The sequence below is a fragment of the Gymnodinialimonas sp. genome (assembly GCF_059726805.1).
The window spans coordinates 3,376,678-3,399,507 of sequence record NZ_AP041059.1 but is presented as its reverse complement, the minus strand read 5'-3'; the positions used below and the strand labels follow the sequence as shown (position 1 = coordinate 3,399,507).

General features: G+C 62.4%; 20 protein-coding genes. 16 read left to right on the top strand and 4 right to left on the bottom strand.

Going from position 1 to position 22,830, the window contains the following annotated elements:
* The first annotated feature begins 359 nt into the window (after window positions 1-359).
* The 7 genes from AC6I9R_RS16570 (at window position 360) to AC6I9R_RS16540 (ending at window position 9,257) form a co-directional block, all read left to right on the top strand.
* Window positions 360-1,031 (top strand): paraquat-inducible protein A, encoded by a 672-nt coding sequence (locus AC6I9R_RS16570; protein ID WP_461427374.1) that lies wholly within the window; start codon window positions 360-362, stop codon window positions 1,029-1,031.
* On the top strand, window positions 1,019-1,642 hold the full coding sequence (locus AC6I9R_RS16565) for a paraquat-inducible protein A (RefSeq protein ID WP_461427375.1): 624 nt from the start codon (window positions 1,019-1,021) through the stop codon (window positions 1,640-1,642). Before AC6I9R_RS16570 ends, AC6I9R_RS16565 begins: the two co-directional genes overlap by 13 nt.
* On the top strand, window positions 1,635-3,710 hold the full coding sequence (locus AC6I9R_RS16560) for a PqiB family protein (RefSeq protein WP_461427376.1): 2,076 nt from the start codon (window positions 1,635-1,637) through the stop codon (window positions 3,708-3,710). Before AC6I9R_RS16565 ends, AC6I9R_RS16560 begins: the two co-directional genes overlap by 8 nt.
* 1 nt (window position 3,711) lies before the next feature.
* A complete protein-coding gene (locus AC6I9R_RS16555; RefSeq protein WP_461427377.1) occupies window positions 3,712-4,266 on the top strand; it encodes a PqiC family protein in 555 nt (184 codons plus the stop codon).
* A gap of 140 nt (window positions 4,267-4,406) precedes the next feature.
* The gene (locus AC6I9R_RS16550; RefSeq protein WP_461427378.1) at window positions 4,407-6,128 is read left to right on the top strand and encodes an AMP-binding protein; all 1,722 of its coding nucleotides are present in this window, start codon (window positions 4,407-4,409) and stop codon (window positions 6,126-6,128) included.
* 27 nt (window positions 6,129-6,155) lie between these two features.
* Window positions 6,156-7,037 carry a bile acid:sodium symporter family protein gene (locus tag AC6I9R_RS16545; RefSeq protein ID WP_461427379.1) on the top strand — a complete coding sequence of 294 codons (882 nt, stop codon included), beginning with the start codon at window positions 6,156-6,158 and terminating at the stop codon, window positions 7,035-7,037.
* 99 nt (window positions 7,038-7,136) lie between these two features.
* Window positions 7,137-9,257, top strand: a complete 2,121-nt coding sequence (locus AC6I9R_RS16540; RefSeq protein WP_461427380.1) for a WD40 repeat domain-containing protein — start codon at window positions 7,137-7,139, stop codon at window positions 9,255-9,257.
* Between the two features lie 33 nt (window positions 9,258-9,290).
* Here the strand turns inward: AC6I9R_RS16540 and ocd are convergent, their stop codons facing one another.
* The gene (gene ocd / locus AC6I9R_RS16535; RefSeq protein WP_461427381.1) at window positions 9,291-10,337 is read right to left on the bottom strand and encodes an ornithine cyclodeaminase; all 1,047 of its coding nucleotides are present in this window, start codon (window positions 10,335-10,337) and stop codon (window positions 9,291-9,293) included.
* 10 nt (window positions 10,338-10,347) lie between these two features.
* The gene (gene rocF / locus AC6I9R_RS16530) at window positions 10,348-11,277 is read right to left on the bottom strand and encodes an arginase (RefSeq protein WP_461427382.1); all 930 of its coding nucleotides are present in this window, start codon (window positions 11,275-11,277) and stop codon (window positions 10,348-10,350) included.
* Window positions 11,278-11,408: 131 nt separating this feature from the next.
* Here rocF and AC6I9R_RS16525 point away from each other — a divergent pair, with 131 nt between their 5' ends.
* The 5 genes from AC6I9R_RS16525 (at window position 11,409) to AC6I9R_RS16505 (ending at window position 16,976) form a co-directional block, all read left to right on the top strand.
* The gene (locus AC6I9R_RS16525; RefSeq protein ID WP_461427383.1) at window positions 11,409-11,834 is read left to right on the top strand and encodes an Lrp/AsnC family transcriptional regulator; all 426 of its coding nucleotides are present in this window, start codon (window positions 11,409-11,411) and stop codon (window positions 11,832-11,834) included.
* A gap of 170 nt (window positions 11,835-12,004) precedes the next feature.
* Window positions 12,005-13,963, top strand: coding sequence for a bifunctional 2',3'-cyclic-nucleotide 2'-phosphodiesterase/3'-nucleotidase (locus AC6I9R_RS16520; RefSeq protein WP_461427384.1), 1,959 nt, complete (start codon window positions 12,005-12,007; stop codon window positions 13,961-13,963).
* A 155-nt stretch (window positions 13,964-14,118) separates the two neighbouring features.
* Window positions 14,119-14,937 carry a chromate resistance protein ChrB domain-containing protein gene (locus tag AC6I9R_RS16515; RefSeq protein WP_461427385.1) on the top strand — a complete coding sequence of 273 codons (819 nt, stop codon included), beginning with the start codon at window positions 14,119-14,121 and terminating at the stop codon, window positions 14,935-14,937.
* A 3-nt stretch (window positions 14,938-14,940) separates the two neighbouring features.
* Entirely contained in the window at window positions 14,941-16,212 is a 1,272-nt protein-coding gene (gene chrA / locus AC6I9R_RS16510) for a chromate efflux transporter (protein ID WP_461427386.1), read from the top strand.
* Between the two features lie 8 nt (window positions 16,213-16,220).
* The gene (locus tag AC6I9R_RS16505; protein ID WP_461427387.1) at window positions 16,221-16,976 is read left to right on the top strand and encodes a Stf0 family sulfotransferase; all 756 of its coding nucleotides are present in this window, start codon (window positions 16,221-16,223) and stop codon (window positions 16,974-16,976) included.
* Here the strand turns inward: AC6I9R_RS16505 and AC6I9R_RS16500 are convergent.
* The gene (locus AC6I9R_RS16500; RefSeq protein WP_461427388.1) at window positions 16,973-17,950 is read right to left on the bottom strand and encodes an HpcH/HpaI aldolase/citrate lyase family protein; all 978 of its coding nucleotides are present in this window, start codon (window positions 17,948-17,950) and stop codon (window positions 16,973-16,975) included. The genes AC6I9R_RS16505 and AC6I9R_RS16500 overlap by 4 nt on opposite strands.
* A gap of 81 nt (window positions 17,951-18,031) precedes the next feature.
* The gene (locus AC6I9R_RS16495) at window positions 18,032-18,655 is read right to left on the bottom strand and encodes a response regulator transcription factor (protein ID WP_461427466.1); all 624 of its coding nucleotides are present in this window, start codon (window positions 18,653-18,655) and stop codon (window positions 18,032-18,034) included.
* 240 nt (window positions 18,656-18,895) lie between these two features.
* On the opposite strand from AC6I9R_RS16495, the gene AC6I9R_RS16490 reads away from it, so the two are divergent.
* The 4 genes from AC6I9R_RS16490 to AC6I9R_RS16475 are packed head-to-tail and all read left to right on the top strand — an operon-like array spanning window position 18,896 to window position 22,814.
* Window positions 18,896-20,134 carry an aminotransferase class V-fold PLP-dependent enzyme gene (locus AC6I9R_RS16490; RefSeq protein ID WP_461427389.1) on the top strand — a complete coding sequence of 413 codons (1,239 nt, stop codon included), beginning with the start codon at window positions 18,896-18,898 and terminating at the stop codon, window positions 20,132-20,134.
* 36 nt (window positions 20,135-20,170) lie between these two features.
* Window positions 20,171-21,370: a malate--CoA ligase subunit beta gene (locus AC6I9R_RS16485; protein WP_461427390.1), complete on the top strand. Its 1,200-nt coding sequence runs from the start codon at window positions 20,171-20,173 to the stop codon at window positions 21,368-21,370.
* A complete protein-coding gene (gene sucD / locus AC6I9R_RS16480) occupies window positions 21,367-22,254 on the top strand; it encodes a succinate--CoA ligase subunit alpha (RefSeq protein ID WP_461427391.1) in 888 nt (295 codons plus the stop codon). Before AC6I9R_RS16485 ends, sucD begins: the two co-directional genes overlap by 4 nt.
* On the top strand, window positions 22,254-22,814 hold the full coding sequence (locus AC6I9R_RS16475; protein WP_461427392.1) for an NAD(P)-dependent oxidoreductase: 561 nt from the start codon (window positions 22,254-22,256) through the stop codon (window positions 22,812-22,814). Before sucD ends, AC6I9R_RS16475 begins: the two co-directional genes overlap by 1 nt.
* Window positions 22,815-22,830 lie beyond the last annotated feature (16 nt).

Here is a 22,830-nt window from a genome sequence, read left to right as displayed (position 1 = left end):
TACTTGAGCGCGGCGGTAAGGTCTTGCGGAGTGAGTGCAAGATTGCGTTTAGCCAAGTCCCTGCGCCTTCCCTTGATTTATTGCCGGGCGCGGTGCGTGACCTTTGGGTCGAATGGTTGAGGCAGGGACCTTCTTTCGTCAACAAGAAAGGCCGCGCCGGGTGGGGACGCGCCATGCGCTCTCTGTTATGTGATCGTTGCACGGGCGGCTTGGCGAAAATTGCGCCGTAGGCCCTCGCTGCTGTGCTCCTCCCACCTGCTCTCGCCTATGCGATCACCGTCGCGGTCCGATAACCCCCTTGCACGCAGAGGCCCAGGCGATCATCCTTTCCCTTCGTCTGCCATGGGGGAGCGATGCACATGGTTTCAACGACCGTGCAATCAGAGGATGGCCAGAACAACGGTCCCAGCGTCGGTTCGACCGTGCCCGTCGGCCTATTGGGCTGCGCCGTGTGCGACGCGGTCTTCCGCCTGCGGCCCGAGTTGTCGGATCAGGCGACCGAGTGCCCGCGCTGCGGCCATCAATTGACCTACGGCAAGCGCGCGGCTGTGGCCTGGCTTTTCAGCTTGTCGGTCACCAACATCGCCCTTCTGGTTATGGTGTTGTTTCTGCCGTTTCTGGAATTGCACGCAGGCCAGTTCAACAACTCCGCCTCGGTGATCGATGTGGTGCTCAGCTTCAGTTCAGGCATCATGGTGCCGCTGGCGGTCGCAGTTCTGGCGTTTATCCTGATGCTGCCGATCAGCCGTTTCATGTTTCTAATATATGCGCTTGGCCCGCTTGCCCTCGGGACACGCAATCTGCCCTACGCCGTCCAGGCCCTACGGGGGGCGTTCTGGTTGAAGCCCTGGGCAATGGCCGAGATCTTCATGGTCGGCGTTGCCGTCGCCCTGGTGAAACTGGCGGATCTGGCAACGATCGCAATCGGGCCTGCGTTCTGGATCTTCTCGCTCGTTGTCATTCTGAACGCGTTCCAGGACACGCTGATGTGTCGCCATACCCTATGGACGGCGCTGACATGGAACGCGTGATCACCGCCCGTGAGACGGCCCGCGTCGTGTGCCGCAGTTGCGGCCTTGTCGCGCCGCTGGGACAGGCGCGGTGCACACGGTGCAACGCGCGCCTGCAAAGCCGCGATGGGCTCAGCCAGCAGCGGGTCTGGGCCTGGCTTCTGGTGGGGTTGATCGCCTACATCCCCGCCAATACCTACCCGATGCTGCGCACCACGCAGAACTTCAGGACCGAGGAAAGCACGATCATCGGCGGGGTCATCGACCTTGCCGATCACGGCGCCTATCTGGTTGCGATCATTGTGTTTGTGGCCAGCATCGTGATCCCGGTGGGCAAGTTCATAGTCATCGCCTATCTCGCGGTTCTGACGGGCCGCCGCCATCGTACCGACCCGCACCGACTATTGCTGTTCCATGAAGTGGTTGAATTCATCGGACGCTGGTCGATGATCGATGTGTTTGTGGTTGCCATTCTGACGGCACTGGTCCAATTCGATGTCCTTGCGACGATAAATCCCGGCATCGCCGCGGTTTGTTTCGCTTTGTCCGTGGTGTTCACCATGCTCGCGGCCCAAAGCTTCGACTCGCGGCAAATTTGGGATCGTCTGGAGGAAAGTGCCAACCATGGTTGACGAAGATCTTCCAGAACCTCAGATCACGCCGCCGCGCAAAAGCGGGTTCTCCTGGGTCCTGCTGATGCCGGTGCTGGCCTTGGCGATCTCGGTCTTTGTCGTCGTGCAATCCTACCGCGATCAGGGCCCCGTCATTGTGGTGTCCTTGCCGTCGGCCTCGGGGATCGAGGCGGGCGAGACGCCCCTGCGGTTTCGCGACGTTGAGGTCGGGCGCGTTGAGGACCTTGAGTTCTCGGAAGGGTTCCAGGCGGTCGAGGCCCATATCCGCATCGATAGTGAGATTGCCCAGTTCGTAGATGCAGAGGCGGAGTTCTGGCTCGTGCGCCCTCAAGTCTCGGCCAGGGGCGTGACGGGCCTTTCGACGGTCCTGTCAGGCGTTTTCATTGAAGGCACTTGGGACGGAGTGGCAGGCCTGCCCCAGGATCGGTTTACCGCGTTGGAGACCACGCCGTTGTCGCTGCCCGGCGAAGAGGGCACGCGCATCGTCTTGCGCGCGCGCGATGGCGGGCAACTCGCCGCCGGTGCGCCCGTTTTATACAACGGGATCGAAGTGGGCCGCCTCGGCGTGCCCGAGTTATCATCCACGGGCACAATCGTGACGATGGATGCCTTCATCGAAGCGCCCCATGATGAATGGCTGTCGACGAATACGCGCTTCTGGGACATCTCGGGCATCTCGGTGGACCTGAACACCTCCGGGCTTTCAATCAATTTTGAAAGCCTGGCCTCGCTGGTGGAGGGCGGCGTCGCCTTTGACGCATTGGTGACCGGGGGGGAGCCGATTGAGGCGGGCCAGGTCTTCGACGTCTACGCCAACCGCGAAGACGCTCAGCTCAGCGTGTTTGAGGCGCCAGTGGATCAGGCCCTGACCCTTGGCGTCATCATGCCCGCCGAAGACCTGCGCCTCGTGCTGGGCGCGCTGGTGCGCTACGGCGGCATTCGGGTGGGCGAAGTCACGCGCATTATCGGCTTCACCGACCCCCGCGCGCCCGAGGAAGGCGTGCAGATCCTGGTCAGCTTCTCTATCTCGCCGTCGCGGATCGGACTGCCGGATGTAGCGACCGTCGACGCCTTGATCGCCGCGCTGTCGCTGCGGGTTCAAGACGGCCTGCGGGTCCGCGTCGCGTCCGAGGGGCTTTTGGGCACCTCGTTGATCCTGGAAATGTTCGAACAGGAAGACCCCGACGGACGCGCGCTTGAACCCGACCTGATCGAGGTGCCGCTGATCCCGGCGGACCCGCCCAATGTGACCGAGGCGTCTGCTGATTTCGATGCCATCGTCTCTCGCGTTGCGGCCTTGCCGATTGAAGACCTGATGAACTCGGCCATCGACGCGTTGGATGGGATCACGGTCCTGTCCACCGGCGAGGACATTCGCGCGATCCCCGCCAACCTCAACGCGCTGCTGAGCGAAGCGCGCGCTGTCGTGACTGCCGAAGAGATTGGGACCACCCTGACCGAACTTTCTGCTGCGGCGGAGGGTCTGCAAGGCCTGGTGACGCGCATTTCCGAAAGCGAGGGCCTTGGCACCACGTTGACCGCGCTAGAGGGCACAGACGCCATCGTCGCCAACGTTCAGACCTTCACGGCGGGTTTGCCAGACGTGTTGAGTGCTGTTGAAACGCTCGTGGCGCAGCTCGATACGGCGCCCGTCACCGCCGCTGCGACATCTGCTGACAGGGTGCTGCAACGGATCGAAACGATCCTTGCGGGCGAGGAAACCGAGGATCTGCCCGCGTCCCTCAACACGTCTCTGACGGAGCTTTCTGCGATCCTGACCGCGCTGCGTGAGGGCGGCGTTGCCGAGAACCTCAGCAGCACGCTTGCCTCGGCGGATTCGGCCTTTGCCTCGATCCAGTCGGCGGCAGAACAGGTGCCGGCGATTGTCACACGGCTCGACTCACTGGTTGCGTCGTTGCAGGGTTTGGCAGGAGACTACGATGACGATTCCACCGTCTACCGCGACCTGCGCGCCGCAATTGCGGATATCTCGCAGGCCGCAGATGCCTTCCGGTCGCTGGCCCGCGCCATCGAGCGCAACCCCGACTCGTTGATCAGAGGACGATAGAATGAACCTGGCCCGGATCACGATTGTGCTGGCGTTTTTCCTCGCGGGTTGCGGCGGAGAGCCCGCGCGCCTGTCGATCAGCCCTGCGGCCTCGGACATGCAGACACGGGTGTCGGTGCGTTCGGTCGTGGTGGGGGACATCGCGCTGCCGGAATATGCCAATGCCTCCGAGGTGGCGCGCGAAACGGAAGACGGGTTGATCGAAATCCTGCCGGATCTGATCTGGGCTGATGTGCCCGAAGATGCGATGGCCAACGCGGTGGTACGCCACCTGTCGCAGATCACCAATGCCTCCGTTGCCCGCGCGCCCTGGCCGCTCAGCTCTTTCCCCGACGCCGAACTGACGGTCCGGGCCGAGCGTATGTTGGTGCGGGCAGACGGACAGTTGCACCTGAGCGGCCAGTTCGCGATCCGCCGCGAAGACGGTGAATGGGCTGAGCGTATCCGCAGCTTCGATGTCGTTGTGCCGGTGCGCGGCGAAGGTTTGCCTGCTTTGGCCGACGCCCATGCCCAAGCCTGGCGCACCTTGTCCGAGCAGATCGCCGGGCAGCTTTAGACGCGCCCTCGACGTCACCGACGGGCCTCGGGTCCGGCAACCCTGAAACGTTTGACGTTGAGTAACGGTCCAGCGCCGCAAAAACCTCTCGTATACGCGCCGTCACCTTGTAAGGTGGCGCGGTGATCTTGGGAGGGGTTATGAGCCAGTCAGAAAAACCTTGGACCGCCTATTATGGTCCCTCCGTGCGGCCCGAGATTGAGGCTGCGCAGTACCGGACCATCGGCGATATGGTCAGTGCCGTGTCCAACCTCTACAAGGATCAAACGGCATTCACCGCCTGCCTGCCCAACGGGATGAACGGCTCACTCACCTTCGCTCAGGTAGATGAGATGTCCGACGGGTTGGCCGTGTACCTGCGCGAAACGGCGGGGCTGAAGCAGGGCGACCGCGTAGCGGTGCAGATGCCCAACGGTTTGGGCTTTCCCGTGGCGGCCTTCGCGATCCTCAAGGCGGGTTGCGTCATCGTAAACGTCAACCCGCTCTATACCGCCGAGGAAATGGCCCATCAGTTCGCCGATGCCGAACCCCAGGCGCTGATCGTCGTGGACATCTTTGCTGACAAACTGACCGAGGCGCTCAAGGGTCATCCCATCCCCAACATCATCGTCACCCAGGTGGCCGAATACTTCCCCGCCATGCCGCGCGGGATCGTGCGGCTGGTGCAAAAGCACTGGGACCGGACGCTGGCTCCGATCACTCTGCCACATATCCGCCTGCCCGAGGCGGTCGAGGCCGGGCACCAGAAAAGCACAGCCGCCCGAATTGCCGTCGAAGGCTATCGCAGCGCGTTGTCGCCTGACGACATCGCCTGCCTTCAGTACACCGGCGGCACCACCGGCGTGGCAAAGGGCGCGATGCTGACCCATGCGAACCTGCTTCTGAACATGGAACAGACGATGGAGATGATCAGCGGGGTCGAGAAGGGCCGCGAAGTCGCCCTGACCGCCCTGCCGCTCTATCATATTTTTGCGTTCACGGTGAACCTACTGGGGTTCTACTACCTCGGCGCGCGCAACATCCTGATCCCCAATCCGCGCCCGCTGGCGAACCTCAAGCGCGCGTTCGAGAATTACCCAATCACCTGGATGAGCGGTGTGAACACGCTCTTCAACGGGCTGAGCAATGAGATCTGGTTTCAGGACAGCCCGCCAAAAGCGCTGAAATTCGCGTCAGCTGGGGGGATGGCCTTGCAGAGCTCGGTCGCGGAGCGGTGGGAAGAGGTCACGGGCAAACCAGTGCTGGAAGGCTACGGGATGACGGAATCCTCGCCGGTGATCACGTTTAATCCGTTGGGCAAGACCCGCCCCGGCTCCATCGGCATCCCCGTTCCGTCAACCGAGTTGAAATGCCTCGACGATGACGGCAACGAAGTTCCCTTGGGCGACGCCGGAGAGCTGGCGGCGCGAGGCCCCCAGATCATGAAGGGCTACTGGAACAAACCGGAAGAGACCGCCAAGACCATGCAGGACGACTGGCTGCTGACCGGCGACATCGGCGTGATGGATGCGGATGGATATTTCTCCATCGTGGACCGCAAAAAAGACATGGTGTTGGTCTCGGGTTTCAACGTCTACCCCAACGAGATCGAGGATTGCCTGGCCCGCCACCCCGGCATCCTGGAAGCCGCCGTGATCGGCGTGCCCGATGGCGCTTCGGGCGAGGCGGTGAAGGCCTTCGTCGTGCTGCAGGACCAAACCCTGACGGACGCCGCCATTCGCGCCTACTGCAAAGAGCATCTGACCGCCTACAAGGTCCCCAAGACCGTAGAATTGCGCGATGATCTGCCCAAATCGAACGTCGGAAAGATCCTGCGCAAGGATCTGCGCAACGAAGAAATTGCGTTGCGTGACGCATCCTAAGCCCCTGAGAATAGGTAGATAAGCCCCATGGTTGGACCCTTAGAGCAGGCAATCCTCGCCCTGATGATCTTTGTGATCATGCTGGGGATGGGCGCGTCTTTGACACCGCGTGATTTCTTGCTGGCGCTCAAGCGGCCCTACGGGCTGATGATCGGCGTCGTCTCTCAATATGGCTTCATGCCGCTCATCGGGTTCCTTCTGGCACTGACGCTGCCGGTGTCGGACCCGATCAAGATCGGCATCCTGATCATGTCATGTATGCCCGGTGGCACGACGTCGAACATTTTCACCTATTTCTCGAAGGGCAATCTGGCTCTGTCGGTGCTGATGACGGTCACGTCCACTGTCTTTGGCGTGATTCTGATCCCTATCGTGCTCGTGGTCTACGCGGGCGCGCTCGACGTCGATATCCCGCGCGAAAACATCATCGCAACGCTCGTTTTGCTGCTGGTGCCTGTGGCCATTGGAATGGTGCTGCGCAAGTTGAATGCCAACATTGGCGCGGTGACCGAGTTCATGGGCTCCATGCTGGCCATCTTCTTCATCGCCTTTCTGGTCGTCTCGTGGATCCCGCGCAACTTCACCTTCCTGATGGAGACGTCTTGGGCGACCTACGCGGCCTCTATCGCATTGGGCCTGATCGGCATCACGGTTGGCTATCTGTTTGCGAAAACGCTCAAGCTACACCCGCGCAACGCGCGCACGGTCGGGCTTGAGACGGGGATCCAGAACGGCCCACTGGCCATTGCGATCATCGCGTTTACCTTCTCGGGCGTGGAGCAGCAGGCGGTCAACGCTGTCCCGGTGCTTTATTCGTTGTTCATCGTGATCGTTTCGACGCTGGTGACGCTCTACTTCCGCCGCGCCAATACGGCGGCAGAGCAGAAGATGCCGGACGGGTTGTTGTAGCGCAGACCTGCGCGACCACATGGGACAGCGCAAATGCTTGAAATAGGGACCGCAATCGGCCAGCCTTGAGCATTACTTTTCAAGCGAGCCTTTTTGACCATGTCCCCCAATTCCCCCCTCGGCGCGTTTCTTCGCGCACTGATTACAGCCCTATTCGCAATCCTCCTGCCGCTGTCGCTGGCCCACGCACAGACGGACCCGCAGGGGCGTGTCTTGGGGCCGATCACTGTCCTTGAGAACAATGCGCTTTTTCTGGCGCTCGACGACACGCGGCTCGTCGGGTTCAACACCAACCGCGTGGTCAGTATCGTCGATGTCGCAACCGGCGAGGTGCTCGACGAGATCGAAGATCGCCGGGTTGTTGTATCACCCGATGGCCGTCTGATGGCGACCTACGGCAATGATGGAGAACTGGAACTGCGCGATATCGCGAGTGGCGCGGTCTTGCTTGACCTCAGCGATACGGCGGGCAATCGCACCCGCCGCCCGGTGTTCAGCCATGACGGCGCGCTTGTCATGGCGGGCTTCGCAAACTCGCGCACGATCTTGGTTGAGGTGGCAACGGGCGCGCTTGTTGGCGACTACCGACTGAACCAGGACGTGGACATCTTCGCGCCCGTGGGCCTGTCTGCCGATGGGCGATACGTTGTGACCACGGATACCGGCCTTTTTCTGGTGTGGGATCGCGAAAGCGGCGAGATTGTGCGCCAGCATCCAACACCCAGCGGTTGGGATCATGGGGTTCTGGACGGGCGCGGCAACCTTGTGGTGATCTCGCAGGGGCAGGAACACCTGGACATCGTGCCGCTCGACCCGGGCGCCGAGGTGCGCCAGGTGCCTCTGTCGGGCGACGAGTATTCACGGATCCACCTAAACGCCGACGCCACCCTGGCGGTCCTGCGCCACAACCGGGCCTTGGCTGTTGTCGATCTTGTCGCAGAAGAGCTGCTTTACGACGTCGGCCCCCGCGCGGCCACCGAGGCCAAATCCATCGCTTTCAGCCCGGATGGCAGCTTGCTTGCGATTGGACGAAGCTATCGCTCGGTGATCCTGCTCGACGCGCGCACTGGGGCGTTTCGAGGGCACCACAGGCCGCATCCTGCCTCAAACGTCATTGCCCTTGGCTTCACCCAGGACGGCACTCAGATCGTCTCGGGCGCACCTCGCGATACGCGGATCTGGCCCGTATCCACGGCGCTGGCGGCCCTGCCGCCGACCGAGCCTCAGATGTGTGTCGACGCCGACGTTCAGGGCAGTTTCTCGGCTTCGGTTACCTTCACGCCCGAAGGCGTAGTCTTCGCCGACCGCTCGCGCACGTTGCAAAGCCTGTCGTTAGAGACGTCAGAGGTGACGCCGTTCTTTGATGGCTTCGACAGAAGCGTCCATGGGATTGGTCTAAGCGCAGACGGCAGCGTGTTGTTCGCGGAATTGACCAACAATGCCATCGAGGTGCGCGCCATGGACACTGGCGCGCGGATTTCCCTTATGGGGCCGCACCCAGAGCGGCTGCGCGACGTCGTTTTCACGGCGGATGGCAGCCGCGCCATGTCGGTGGATGGCGACGGTATCGCTGCGATTTGGGACGTGGCGGCGGGTGACGAGCTGACCGTTTTCAATCGGCCCGAATTCCCGATCTCGGCCGTGGCGCTTAGCCCAGATGGACAGATGGGGGTTGTTGGCACGGGAACCACGCTAGCCCTCTACACCACCGAAGATGCAACGTTCAGCCACTCCTTTTCATTCGACGACGTGGCGGGAACGATCAGGCACCTGCACTATTTGAAGGATGGCCAGCTTCTTGTCGCCTTCGCCGACGGTCCCCTCAGGATAATCGACGCAATGGAAGGCACGATCCACGCCGCCTACGATCTGGAGCTGGAGTATCGGGTGGACTTCATCGAGGTCTCGCCCAATGGCACTCAGCTGATCCACGATGACAGCGAATTCGTCGTGCTGCGAGATCTCAGAACCGGGGCGGAGGTGCATCGGTTTGAGCACGATATCACGGTCGAGACGGCGACGTTCGACGCCCGTGGCGACCATCTGTTGAGCGCAGGTGGAGACTCCACGATGCGGCTCTGGGATGTGGCAACGGGCGCGGAATTGGCCCGCTATGTCGCGCACCGGGGGATCGTGGACGAAGTGGCCTTCCTGCCTGAAGGGGCAGGGGTGCTGAGCGCGGGCTTGGATGACTTGCTGTGCATCTATGCGCTGCCCTAAGGGCTGCGCCTTCGCGTTCCGCCGATCAGCTTCCTACTTTGACCGCTGCAACATGCCGAACAGATCCCTCGGGTCATCTGGATCGGCAAGCATATCGAGCATCGTGAAAAACGCCGTGCCTTTGATCGCGCTTTCCACGTAGCGCAGCGCCGAGAAATCCTCGATCGCGAAGCCGACACTGTCGAACAGCGTGATTTCCTGAGCGGACGTGCGCCCCGGCGCTTGGCCCGTGATGACGCGCCACAGCTCTGTGATCGGATGGGTGCGATCCAGTTGCTGGATCTCCCCCTCCACCCAGGTTTGCTCGGGGTATTCCACGAAGATCGTCGACCGCGCCAGGATATCGCGGTGCAGTTCGGTCTTGCCGGGGCAATCGCCGCCTATGGCATTAATGTGGACGCCGGGGCCGACCATGTTGTCGGTCAGGATCGTGGCGTTCTGCTTGTCGGCGGTGCAGGTGGTGATGATCTGCGCACCCTCAATGCAGGCCTCTGCGCTGGTGCAGGGCACCACATTCAACCCATGACCGGCCAGATTGCGCGCCACCTTCCGGGTCGCGGCGGGGTCGATGTCATAGAGCTGCACCGTCTCGATCCCGCAGATCGCCTTGAAAGCCAGGCACTGAAACTCGGCTTGGGCGCCGTTGCCGATCATCGCCATCGTTGTGGCGCCCTTTGGCGCCAGATGACGCGCGGCCATGGCAGAGGTCGCGGCGGTGCGCAGCGCCGTCAGCAAGGTCATCTCGGACAGAAGCTTCGGATAACCCGTGTCCACATCCGCCAGCAGCCCAAACGCCGTCACGGTTTGCAGCCCATCGCGCGTGTTCTTGGGGTGGCCATTCACGTATTTGAACCCGTACATCTCTCCATCCGAGGTGGGCATCAGCTCGATCACGCCAACGTCGGAATGGCTGGCGACGCGCGGCGTTTTGTCGAACGCCTCCCAACGCCGGAAATCGGCGTCGATCTCATCGGCGAGGGCGCTTAGCACGGTTTCAATGCCGAGATGATGGACGAGGCCCATCATGTGATCGACAGAAACGAAAGGGACGTAGGCGAGGTCCGAGGGCAGGGGGGACATGGTCAAAACCTCAATAGCTGGATGTGAAACGGTCAAGCACGCGGCGCCCGAAAAGGCTGGCGGTCAGGTCCACCATCAGGCGCGCGGTGCGGCCGCGGTCATCGAGAAAGGGGTTGAGCTCCACCAGGTCAAGGGACGTCAACAGCCCGCTGTCATGCAGCATCTCCATGATCAGATGCGCTTCGCGGAAGGTGGCGCCGCCGGGGACCGTGGTGCCGACGGCAGGCGCGATGTCGGGCTCGATGAAATCGACATCCAGGCTGACGTGGAGCAAGCCGTTCGTGCGCGCGACCTTATCCAGGAAGGGCGACAGCAGGCTGGCGACGCCGCGTTCATCAATCGCGCGCATGTCGTGGGCCGTCGCGCCCGAGGCGCGCAACAACGCGCGCTCTTCGCTGTCGACGGATCGCAGGCCCAGAAAGCACAGGTTCTTCGCATCCAACGTTGCGCGCAAGGGCTGCCCCAACAAATCCGGGAACCCCGGCACGCCACAGGCAAAGGCGCAGGGCATGCCGTGGATGTTGCCACTGGGCGAGGTCGCGGGCGTGTTGAAATCGGAATGCGCATCAAGCCACAGCACGTATTGCGGGCGGCCAAGCTGAGCGGCGGCGGCCACATGGCCGGTGACTGTCCCAAGGCTCAGCGCGTGATCGCCCCCCAAGTAGATCGGGATGCTGTCATTCTGTGCCATTTCGCGAGCCTCTGCGAGCAGCGCGCGCGTCCAACCCGCGACTTCGGGCAGGAACTTCAGATGGCTGTGAGCGGTTTGGATGCCCTCAACTGGGGTCGGGCTCATGTCGCCCACGTCGCGCACGTCGTACCCCAACGCCGTCAGCTCGTCTGCCAGCCCGGCGGTGCGGTAGGCCGCAGGCCCCATGACGCAGCCCCGTCGCCCCGCGCCCTCTTCCATCGGAACGCCTAGCAGGGTGATCTGTTTCATTGGGGGTTTCCTTCACGCAGGGGGACAATTGCCTCGTGGCTATCATGGGCATCCGCAAAAAAGTGCAGCTAAGATGTGCGATTTGAGGGGTATTATTAGACAGATTGTAAATCTGTGATATGTATTCTGCCATGCAAAGCTTTGACAGACTGGACCGAGAACTGATCACCATCCTGCGCGAGGATGGCCGTGCGCCGGTTGCCAAACTGGCCACGCTTCTGGGCGTGTCCCGCGCAACGGTCCAAAACCGGCTGGACCGGTTGCTCGATAGCGGTGCTGTCCTCGGCTTCACCATCCGAGCGTTGGAGGATGTGGGCACCGATGGTGTCCGCGCCATCATGATGATCGAGGTCGCGGGTCAGTCTACTGCCAAGACCATCCGAAGCTTGCGCGGCCTGCCAGAGCTGCGCCAGCTGCATTCCACCAACGGCAAATGGGATCTCGTGGCCCATATGACCGCCGCCTCCCTCGCGGATTTTGACCGCGTCCTGCGCGAGGTGCGCGAGGTCGAAGGCATCGTGAACTCCGAGACGTCGATCCTGCTGAGTTCCATCTGAGGCGGCACGGCGGGCAATCGGCGAAGCTCTGCCAACGGGTTTGATCAAACCGTCACATCGGTCGCATACTTAAAGGCAGCGCGTCAGACGGCGCGACCAACACGCGACCATTACCTGCAGTTTCTACATTTTCCACAGGGGTTGGGCGCGTCGAACAGGGGAAACCATCCATGCCGATTCTATTTGACCGCCGCGCTTTTCTGGCCTCCACCGCGGGCCTTGTCGCGCTTCATCCGTTTTCCGTCCGGGCCCAGGCCGGACAGGCTCACCTTCGGATCATGGAGACGACGGACGTCCATGTGCACATCTACCCCTACGACTATTACGGTGATCGCCCCGTCGATACCGTGGGCCTTGCGCGTACTGCCGCGCTGATCGATGGCGTCCGGGCAGAATCCACCAACTCGATCCTCTTGGACAACGGCGATTTCCTGCAAGGCAATCCGATGGGCGATTACATGGCCTATGAGCGCGGCATGGCCGAGGGCGACCTGCACCCGATGATCGCGGCGATGAATGCGCTTGGGTATGAGGGGTCCACGCTGGGGAACCACGAATTCAACTACGGCCTGTCATTCCTGATGAACTCCGTCGCGGGCGCGGCCTTCCCCGTGGTTTGCGCCAACGTGGCCACCGGTCTTGGCGCCAGCGTGACCGAGGACACCACGCTGGTGCCCCCTTACATGATGATCGACCGCACTTTGACCGACGGCGCGGGGGAGACGCACCCGATCCGCATCGGCGTCATCGGCTTCGTGCCGCCCCAGATCATGACCTGGGATCGCCGCCACCTGGAAGGCAACGTCGAGGTCCGCGATATCGTGGCCGCCGCCCAGGCCTACGTTCCCCAGATGCGCGAAGACGGGGCCGAGATCATCATCGCGCTCAGCCATTCCGGCATCGGCGCGGCGGATCATGCCGACATGATGGAGAACGCCTCTATTCCCTTGGCGGGTGTGGACGGGATAGACGTGGTTCTGACCGGCCACCACCACCGCGTTTTCCCCGGCCCCGACTACGCCGAGACCCCCGGTGTCGATGTGGAGGCGGGCACAATCATGGGCAAACCGGGCGTCATGGCCGGGTTCTGGGGCAGCCACATGGGCCTAGTGGACCTAATGCTGGAGCGCGACGGAAACACTTGGCGCGTCGCCTCTCACACGTCCGAGGCGCGGCCAATCTCGCGCCGCGAGGAGGACCGCTCGGTAACGCCTCTGGTCGAAAGCGATGCGGATGTCCTGGCCTCCGTCGAGGAAGCCCATGACGCCACGCTCGCCTACATCCGCGCCGAAGTGGGCCAAACCGATGCGCCGCTGCACAGCTACTTCGCGCTGGTCGCCGATGACCCCTCGGTCCAGATCGTGTCCAACGCGCAGACCTGGTACATTGAACAGATGATGGCGGGCACAGAGCATGAGGGCCTGCCAATCCTGTCGGCCGCCGCACCCTTCAAGGCGGGCGGACGCGGCGGGCCGGAATACTACACCGATGTCGCCGCAGGGCCTGTCGCGATCAAGAACGTGGCCGACCTCTACCTCTACCCCAACACCGTCCGCGCCGTGCGCATCACGGGCGCGGAGGTGCGTGAGTGGCTGGAACGCTCGGCCGGCATGTTCAACCAGATCACCCCGGGCGAGGCCGATCAGGTCCTGCTGAATCCGGATTTCCCGTCGTACAATTTTGACGTGATCGACGGGGTCGCCTACCAGATCGATCTGTCCCAACCCTCTCGTTACAACAATGACGGCGAGGTCGTGGAAGCGGATGCCCATCGCATCATCAACCTCACCTATGACGGCGAACCCATTGACGAGGCGCAGGAATTCATTGTGGCCACCAACAACTACCGCGCCGGTGGCGGCGGCAGCTTCCCCGGTGCTTCGCCCGAGACGGTGGTCTTTGAAGGCCCGGACACCAACCGCGACGTGATCGTGCGCTACATCGTCGAACAGGGCACCGTCAGCCCCTCGGCAGACGCAAACTGGACCTTCGCGCCGATGGAGGGGACCTCCGTTCTGTTCGACACGGGCCCTGCGGCGGCGCAGTTCATGGACGCCGTGGAAGGTGTGTCGATTGAGGCTGCGGGTGACGGCCCGGACGGTTTCGCGCGCTACCGCATTGCGCTTTAAATGCGCCAGGCAAGGCCCCGTTTCGGGGCCTTGCACCCCCCCATTTGACAGCCGTACCGATTGCCCCTACCCATGAAATCCTGGGGTGAGCAAGTCCCCCGTGAGGCGCCAGCCCAATCTTGCATCCTTCCACACCTGTTACAGGAGGATGCTCCATGGCGTCATATAACGAAATCTCTACTGCAACTTTGTCCCGCCTGATTGGCACCCCCGATTGCCCCGTCCTGCTGGACGTCCGCCTGGACGCGGACTTCGATGCAGACCCCGTCCTGATCCCTAGCGCGACGCGGCACCCGTTTACGGATGTGATGACCCTCGCGCCCACGCTGCATGGCCGGTCGGTGGTGATCTACTGTCAAAAAGGCCTAAAGATCAGCCATGGTGCGGCTTCTATGCTGCGGACCGAAGGTGTCCGGGCTGAAGTGTTGGAGGGTGGTCAATTTGCCTGGCGCGACGCAGGTCTGCCGATGGTCTCCGCCGGGAAACTGCCCCCGCGTGATCCCCGGGGCCGCACCTTGTGGGTCACCCGCCATCGCCCCAAGGTCGACCGCATCGCGTGCCCCTGGCTGATCCGCCGCTTCATCGACCCGACCGCGCAATTCCTTTTTGTGCCCCCTTCGCAGGTCGCCAACGTTGCAGACCGTTTTGCGGCGATGCCCTTTGACATGCCCGATATCTTCTGGACCCACCGGGGCGAGCGCTGCACGTTCGACACCATGGTCGATGAATTCGGTATATCCACCCCGGCGCTTGATCGCCTCGCCACCATCGTGCGGGCGGCCGATACCAATGCCCATCACCTGGCCCCTGAAGCCGCCGGGCTGCTTGCGGCATCGCTTGGCTTGTCACGCATGTGTCGCGATGATCTGGAACAGTTGGAGGCGGGCCTCACGCTCTATGATGCGTTCTACCGTTGGGCGCGCGATGCCACAGATGAGGGTCACGATTGGCCCGCCACGTCAGGGAAGGGGTGACAGATGCGCAGCGAACCGCCCTCCCTCATCGACGCTACGCGGGTTTGGGCCAAGATCGGCCTGCTGTCATTCGGAGGCCCCGCGGCGCAGATCGCCCTTATGCACAAGGAGGTGGTGGAAGCGCGCGGCTGGCTTTCCGAGCGGCAATTCCTGAATGCCCTCAGCTTTTGCATGCTGCTGCCTGGGCCAGAAGCGATGCAGCTTGCGACGTACGCGGGGTGGCGATTGCACGGCACCCTCGGCGGCCTCATCGCTGGTCTGCTCTTCGTGCTGCCGGGGGCGGTCGTCATCATGGCGCTGGCTGTGATCTACAGCCTCTATGGCGGCGTCCCGCTCGTCGAAGCGCTGTTCTACGGGGTCAAGGCAGCCGTCTTGGTGATCGTGGTTGAGGCGCTTCTGCGGGTCGCCAAAAAGGCCCTGTCGCGGCAGAGCCATTGGGTGATCGCGGGCCTCGCTTTCATCGGAATCTTCTTCTTCTCGATCCCTTACCCTATCATCGTCCTCGTCGCGGCTCTTTTGGGCGCGATGATGCAACCCGCCGCTGAGCCGCCGCAGGTCACTGACATGACCCATGTGTCTGCGCGCAAGTCTCTCAGCACCATCGTGACCTGGCTGGTGATTTGGCTAGTCCCCCTTGGCGCTCTCATCGCGCTCGGGGCGCCGGATCTGCTCGTCCAGGTCGGTCAGTTCTTCTCCACCCTCGCCGTCGTCACCTTCGGCGGCGCCTATGCGGTGCTGGCCTATATGGCGCAGGACGTCGTGGTTCAATTCGGCTGGCTCTCGGCGGGGGAGATGGTCGATGCCCTTGGCCTGGCCGAGACGACGCCTGGCCCGCTCATTCTGGTCACGCAGTTCGTAGGCTTCCTGGCGGGCTTCAAGGACGGTGGCATCGCCCTGGGCATTGCCGCCGCGCTCACGGCCCTTTGGGTCACTTTCGCACCCTGCTTTCTGTGGATCTTCGCGGGCGCGCCTTACATCGAGTGGATATCCAACCAACCCCGCCTCAAAGGCGCACTTTCGGCGATCACGGCGGCTGTTGTCGGCGTGATCCTCAACCTCTCGATCTGGTTCGCCCTCCACGTTTTGTTCGCCGAGGTGCGCCCCATCCAGGTCGGCCCGCTCACCCTTTGGCAGCCCACGCTAACGTCCATCGAATGGCTCGCCCTCGCCCTTTTCGCCCTCAGTTGCGTGCTGGCGTTCCGTCTGCACTGGGGTATCTTACGCATCCTGGCGGTGGCGTCGCTTTTGGGCGCGGCGCTGAGGCTTCTTCTATAAGAGGTATGATGGACGCCTACAAAGCCTACATGATTTGCACCAGCCCACGCAGCGGCAGCACGCTGTTGTGCAAGCTGCTACAGGATGCCAAAACCGCGGGCGCGCCGGACTCGCATTTCCACGCCCCATCCCTGGAAAAGTGGCTGGGGTACTATGATCTGCAGGGCGACGAATTTCCCACGAAAGCCGAGGCCCTGGACGCTGTCTTCGAAGCCGCGATCGCCCGAGGCACCGCCGGAAGCGGTGTCTTCGGCCTCCGTATTCAACGCCCGAGCTTTCTGTTCTTCGTGGAACAACTCGCGCTCCGTTTTCCGAGCCACCCCGATGACAAAGCCCGCATCGAGGCCGCCTTTGGCCGCACGCTCTTCGTCCACCTGACCCGTGAAAGCAAACTCGATCAGGCGATTTCCTTTGTTCGGGCCACGCAGTCCGGCCTTTGGCACAGGGCGTCTGACGGGACAGAACTTGAACGCCTCTCCGCCCCGCGAGAGACTGTTTACGATGCCAAGGCCATCGCGTCGCAGCTTGAGCAGTTTGAACAGATGGACCGCGCGTGGGAGGCCTGGTTTGAGGTACAGAACATCACGCCGTTGCGCCTTACCTACGACACCTTGTCCGCCGATCCCCATGCCGCCCTGAGCCAAGTGCTCACCGCGTTAGGATTGGAAGCAGCGACCACGAAGACCACGCCCCCGACAGCCAAACTGGCCGACGGGGTCAACGACGAATGGGCTGCGCGGTTTCGGGCAGGAGAGGGGCTTTAGCCGCCCGCGATCTGCTTGGCCTTTTCAACCAAAACCTCCGCCTGCCGGATCGAGGCGTAGTCGATCAACCGTCCGTCGAGCGACACGGCGCCCTTGCCGGCGGCTTCCGCCTCTGCCATCGCCTCCAGGATGCGCTTGGCCTTGGTGATCTCGGCTTCCGACGGGCTCATGACTTCGTTGGCGAGCGCGATTTGGCTCGGGTGAATGGCCCACTTGCCCTCGCAGCCCAACACGGCGGCGCGGAAAGCGGCGGCTTTATAGCCGTCGGGATCCTGAAAATCGCCGAATGGCCCATCGATGGGCCGCAAGCCGTTCGCGCGTGCCGCCACGACCATGCGCGCCAAAGCGTAGTGCCACATATCGCCCCAATGCACGTCCCGTCCGCCGTCGGCGTCGGGGTCGGTCAGCACCGCATAATTCTCGTTCACGCCGCCGATCACTGTGGTGCGTGCACGCGTTGAGGCCGCGTAATCCGCAACCCCGAAATGCAGGCTTTCATTGCGTTTGGACGCGCCTGCGATCTCGGTGATGTTCTGCATCCCCAGCGCCGTCTCGATGATATGCTCGAACCCGATCCGCTTCTTCAGACCCTTCGCGTCCTCGATCTGGGTCACCATCATGTCGACCGCATAGACATCGGCCGCCGTGCCGACCTTGGGGATCATGATTAGATCCAGCCGCTCGCCCGCCTGTTCAACCACGTCCACGACGTCGCGATACATGTAATGCGTGTCGAGCCCGTTGATTCGAACCGACATGGATTTGGTGCCCCAATCGATCTCGTTCAGGCCCTTGATGATGTTCTTGCGGGCCTGCTCCTTTTCATCCGGGGCGACCGCGTCTTCCAGGTCCAGAAAGATCACGTCGACATCGGATTGAGCCGCCTTTTCAAACATTTGGGGCTGGCTTCCGGGAACGGCCAGCTCGGATCTGTTCAGGCGTCCGGGGGCTTGTTCGACGGGGTGGAATGACATGGGCGCAGGTCCTTTCTTGCGGGCAACAATCTTGCGGCAGAAAGGTGGCGGGCGACAGAATATGTCAAGCGGTCTTTGAGTCTATCTTGGTATACCGCCCGTCTCGTCCTTCTCCAGCGCCAAACGGGAGGAGTAGTAGAACGCAATCGCCTGGGCCCGGTTTTTCACTGACAGTTTCTCGAACAGGTTCGAGAGGTGGAACTTCACCGTGTTAATCGAGATTTCGAGTTCCTTCGCCAGTTCCCTGTTCGTCAGCCCTTTTGAAAGCGCCTCCAGGATCGCGCGCTCTTTGCGGGAAAGCTGGTGGATCGGGTCCGATTGCAACTCTCGCACGTCGAGGAAGGGGAACACCATCTTGCCCGCGGCGACGTCAATGCAGGTGTCCAACAAGGCTTCGGCGTGGCTGGAGCGGGGGGCGAAGGCGGCGGCACCCGCCGTCATCGCAAGGCGCGGGAGGTCGCCGGTGTTTTCGGCGTAAACCACGATTCTGGGCGCGTTTTCCTGCTCCCGCAGCACCTCGATCAGCTTGGCGCCACCCAGGACAGGTAGGCCCCAGTCGATAATTCCGACCTGTACGGGCACACGCATGACGGTGCCCAGAAACCCCTCTGCCGTGGCCGATGTCGCCACAAGCGAGAATCGCGGATCGCGGTCGATGATCTCGGACAGGGCCGATAGGACGAGGGGGTTGCCGTCTGCCAGCATCACATCAATCGGGGCGCGTGGATTCTCAACGCTTTGATTCATAACGCGTAATTCCAATAAACTACCCATATAGGTGGGTGATGTTTCGGTATGCTGTCGTATTTTATCCTTATGGGTGGGAATTATTCCACCCATTTAGCTACCCAAAAGCAGGAGTAAGGGGCGTTCCCCGATGTGTCCAGCGCAGTATGGTTCAGATCAAGCGACCGAAACGACACCTTTTGCCGATCCGGAGATACCATGACGATCCATCCTCAGCTCGAGATCCCTCACACCATCGCCGCAGGCCCCGGCCCCGGAAATACCGATGCGCGGGTTCTGGCGCGGTTTGCAGGCGCTGGTCTGGCCGATCACATGCACCCGGACGTTCTGCGTGGCATGGTCGAATGCAAGGAAATGCTGCGCGCGGTCATGGGCACGGACAATACCTATACGTTCGGCGTTGCGGGCACCGGGTGGTCGGGCCTCGACGTGATGTTCAGCGCGGTGATGCCGGGGGACAAAGTGGTGATGTTCGTAAACGGCACGTTCTCGGGCATCGACGGGCTGACCGTGCGGATGAAGGCGGCCACGGCGGAAGAGCTTGCCGCCAACCCGATGGACCCCCAGCCCGCCAGCGTCACGATTATCACTGTTCCCCACGGCCAGTCCGTTACAGGTGAAATCGTCAACAAGGCGCTAGCAGAGCATAAACCCAAGTGGGCCGCGATGGCCCATTGGGAAACTGGATCGGGCCGGGTGAACGACATCAAAGGCTTCTCGGACGCCTGCGAAAAGCACGGCGCCATGGGCTTGGTGGATGCGGTGTCCTCCCTCGGTGTCGAGGACTTCCGCATCGACGATTTTCCTGGGGTCCACGGGTGGGCGTCTTGCCCCCAGAAGGGCATCTGCTGTCTGCCGCTGACCTATGCGCCCGTTTCTTTCACGGACAAGTACATCGAAACGCTCAAGAAAACCGGCACGCGGACGTTTGTCCACCACCCGATCCTGGAGGCCCGTCACTGGGGCATCCTCGACGGAAAAGACGTCCCGGTCGGCACCTACCACCGCACCCATTCCGCCTACGCCGTGGCCGCGTTTCACGAGGCGCTACGCATCACGCTGCAGCAAACCGTGGCACAACGGGCCAAGGATTACGCCTTCCATGAAGGCGCCCTGCGCGATGCCGTCACTGCCATGGGCTGCTCTGTGACCTCCAACATGACCTCGCTGATCGTGCTCAACCTGCCGCCCGCCATGGCGGGGCGTGAGATGGAGCTGGTTCAGCATTGCCGCGCCCAGAACTTCGGCATCTGGCCGACGCTGTCCGAGCCTGTTCAGGTCCGCATCGGCATCCTCAACCTGCTGAACCAGCAGGCCATCGCCGATATCGTCGCGCGCTTCGGTCAGGCAATGCGGGATTTGGGGGCTGAGTTTGATCAAACCGCCGTGGATGCCGCGCTGAACGCGCGCTACGGGCAGGCCATCGCCGCCGAGTAACGCGTCTCTGGGCCATCAGCTTTGGGAGGAGCGCACATGGACATCCACGAGTATCAAGCCAAGGAAGTGCTCGCCAATTTCGGCGTCACAGTGCCCGACGGCGCCTTGGCCTACAGCCCGGAACAGGCAACCTACCGCGCCCGGGAACTGGGCGGCGAAAAATGGGTCGTGAAGGCACAGATCCACGCGGGCGGGCGCGGCAAGGCAGGTGGCGTGAAGGTCTGTGACAGCGACGTGGAGATCCAGGCCGCGACCGAAGGCATGTTTGGCCAGAAGATGGTCACCCACCAGACGGGCCCCGAGGGCAAGGGCATCTACCGCGTCTATGTGGAAGCCGCCGTGCCAATTGACCGCGAGATCTACCTTGGCCTGGTGCTCGACCGCACCTCCCAGCGGGTAATGATCGTGGCCAGCGGTGAGGGTGGGATGGAGATCGAGGATATTTCCGCCGAAAAACCCGAAAGCATCGTGCGCGCCATTGTCGAACCTGCCGTGGGCCTGCGGGAGTTTCAGTGCCGCCAGATGGCGTTCAAACTGGGCATCGATCCGGGCCTCGTGCAGCAGTTCGTGCGGACCCTGCAAGGCTGCTACCGCGCCTTCACCGAGTTGGACGCAACGATGGTCGAGATCAATCCTTTGGTCGTCACTACTGACCACAGGGTCATCGCGCTCGATGCAAAAATGACGTTTGATGACAACGCCTTGTTCCGCCACCCCCATGTGGCAGAGCTGCGTGACAAGTCCCAGGAGGACCCCCGCGAAAGCCGCGCCGCGGACAGGGGCCTCAGCTACGTGGGCCTTGATGGCAATATTGGCTGTATCGTCAATGGCGCGGGCCTTGCGATGGCCACGATGGACACGATCAAGCTGGCGGGCGGGGAGCCCGCGAATTTCCTCGACATCGGCGGTGGCGCCACGCCGGAACGTGTGGCCAAAGCCTTCCGCCTCGTGCTGTCGGACAAGAACGTTCAGGCGATCCTCGTCAACATCTTCGCGGGGATCAACCGCTGTGACTGGGTCGCGGAAGGTGTCGTGCAGGCGTTGAAGGAAGTGGAGGTGGATGTCCCCGTCATCGTCCGCCTTGCCGGCACAAACGTGGAGGCGGGCCAGAAGATCCTTGCTCAATCGGGCCTTCCGATCATCCGCGCGGGCACGTTGATGGAGGCCGCTGAGCGTGCCGTTGGCGCGTGGAAAAACGACCTCGCCCAAGCCACCCGAATGAGGAGCGTATCATGAGCATTTTGTTGGACCGCGACACCCGCGTCATCGTTCAGGGCATCACCGGCAAGATGGCCCGCTTCCATACCAAGGACATGTTGAACTACGGCACTAAAGTCGTGGGGGGCGTCGTTCCTGGTAAGGGCGGTGAGACTGTCGAAGGCGTGCCGGTTTTTGATACCGTCGAGGATGCCGTGAAAGCTACCGACGCCGAGGCCTCCCTCGTGTTCGTCCCGCCGCCTTTCGCTGCCGACGGCATCATGGAGGCTGCCGATGCGGGCATCCGTTACTGCGTGTGCATCACAGATGGCATCCCGGCCCAGGACATGATCCGCGTCAAACGCTACATGTACCGCTACCCAAAAGACCGCCGCATGATGCTGACCGGCCCCAACTGCGCGGGCACGATCAGCCCCGGCAAGGCGCTGTTGGGGATCATGCCGGGCCATATCTACCTTCCGGGCCATGTCGGCATTGTGGGCCGCTCAGGCACGCTCGGGTATGAGGCGGCAGCGCAACTGAAAGAGCGTGGCATTGGCGTTTCAACGTCGGTGGGCATCGGTGGCGACCCGATCAACGGCTCGTCGTTTCGCGATATTCTGGAGCGCTTCGAGCAGGACGAAGACACCCATGTCATCGCGATGATCGGTGAAATCGGTGGCCCGCAAGAGGCCGAGGCCGCCGAATACATCCGTGATCACATCACCAAGCCCGTCGTCGCCTATGTCGCGGGTCTGACCGCCCCCAAGGGTCGCACCATGGGCCATGCGGGGGCGATCATTTCCGCCTTCGGTGAAAGCGCGTCCGAGAAGGTGGAGATTCTGTCTGCCGCAGGTGTGACGGTCGCCGATAACCCCGCCGTCATCGGCGCCACAATTGCCAACGTGATGGAGGCCGCGTGATGTTTTTGCCCAAGTTCTTCCCTGCGCCCTTGGGCTCTTCTGATCTGGCCCTGAAGCTTATTGGCCTCGCGGCGCGGCACCTGCGTCCCGCTCAATCATCGGAACAGATCCTTGGCATTGTTGGGTTCGACGAGGCCGCCTGCGACCTTGCCCTGCGCGCCCATCGGGGGTTTGGGATGCAGGTTCTTGTCCAGAGCGCGACCCCTGTGGCGAAAGACGTGCTGGCCTTGTTTGACGGCGTACAAGTGCCGTTTGATGAGCTTCTGTTCCAGGCAGATGTCGTCTCACTGCATTCCGCACCCTGCGCCATGCGCCCGGTGATGACGGGCGCGCGCCTGGACTTGATGAAGCCCGACGCCATCTTGATCAGCGCGACCGACCGCGCGCTCGTCGATGAAGACGCGCTCGCGCAATCGCTGATGTTCGACACCATCGCCGGCGCCGCCATCACTATGGCCCCGGACCAAACCCTGCACCCCATGTTGGCGCAATGCGACACGCTGGTGACGCTGCCCACGCATTCCTCTATTCCCGTCCTGCCGCGCCCGCGCGTTGCCTGATTTCCCCGGAGACCTC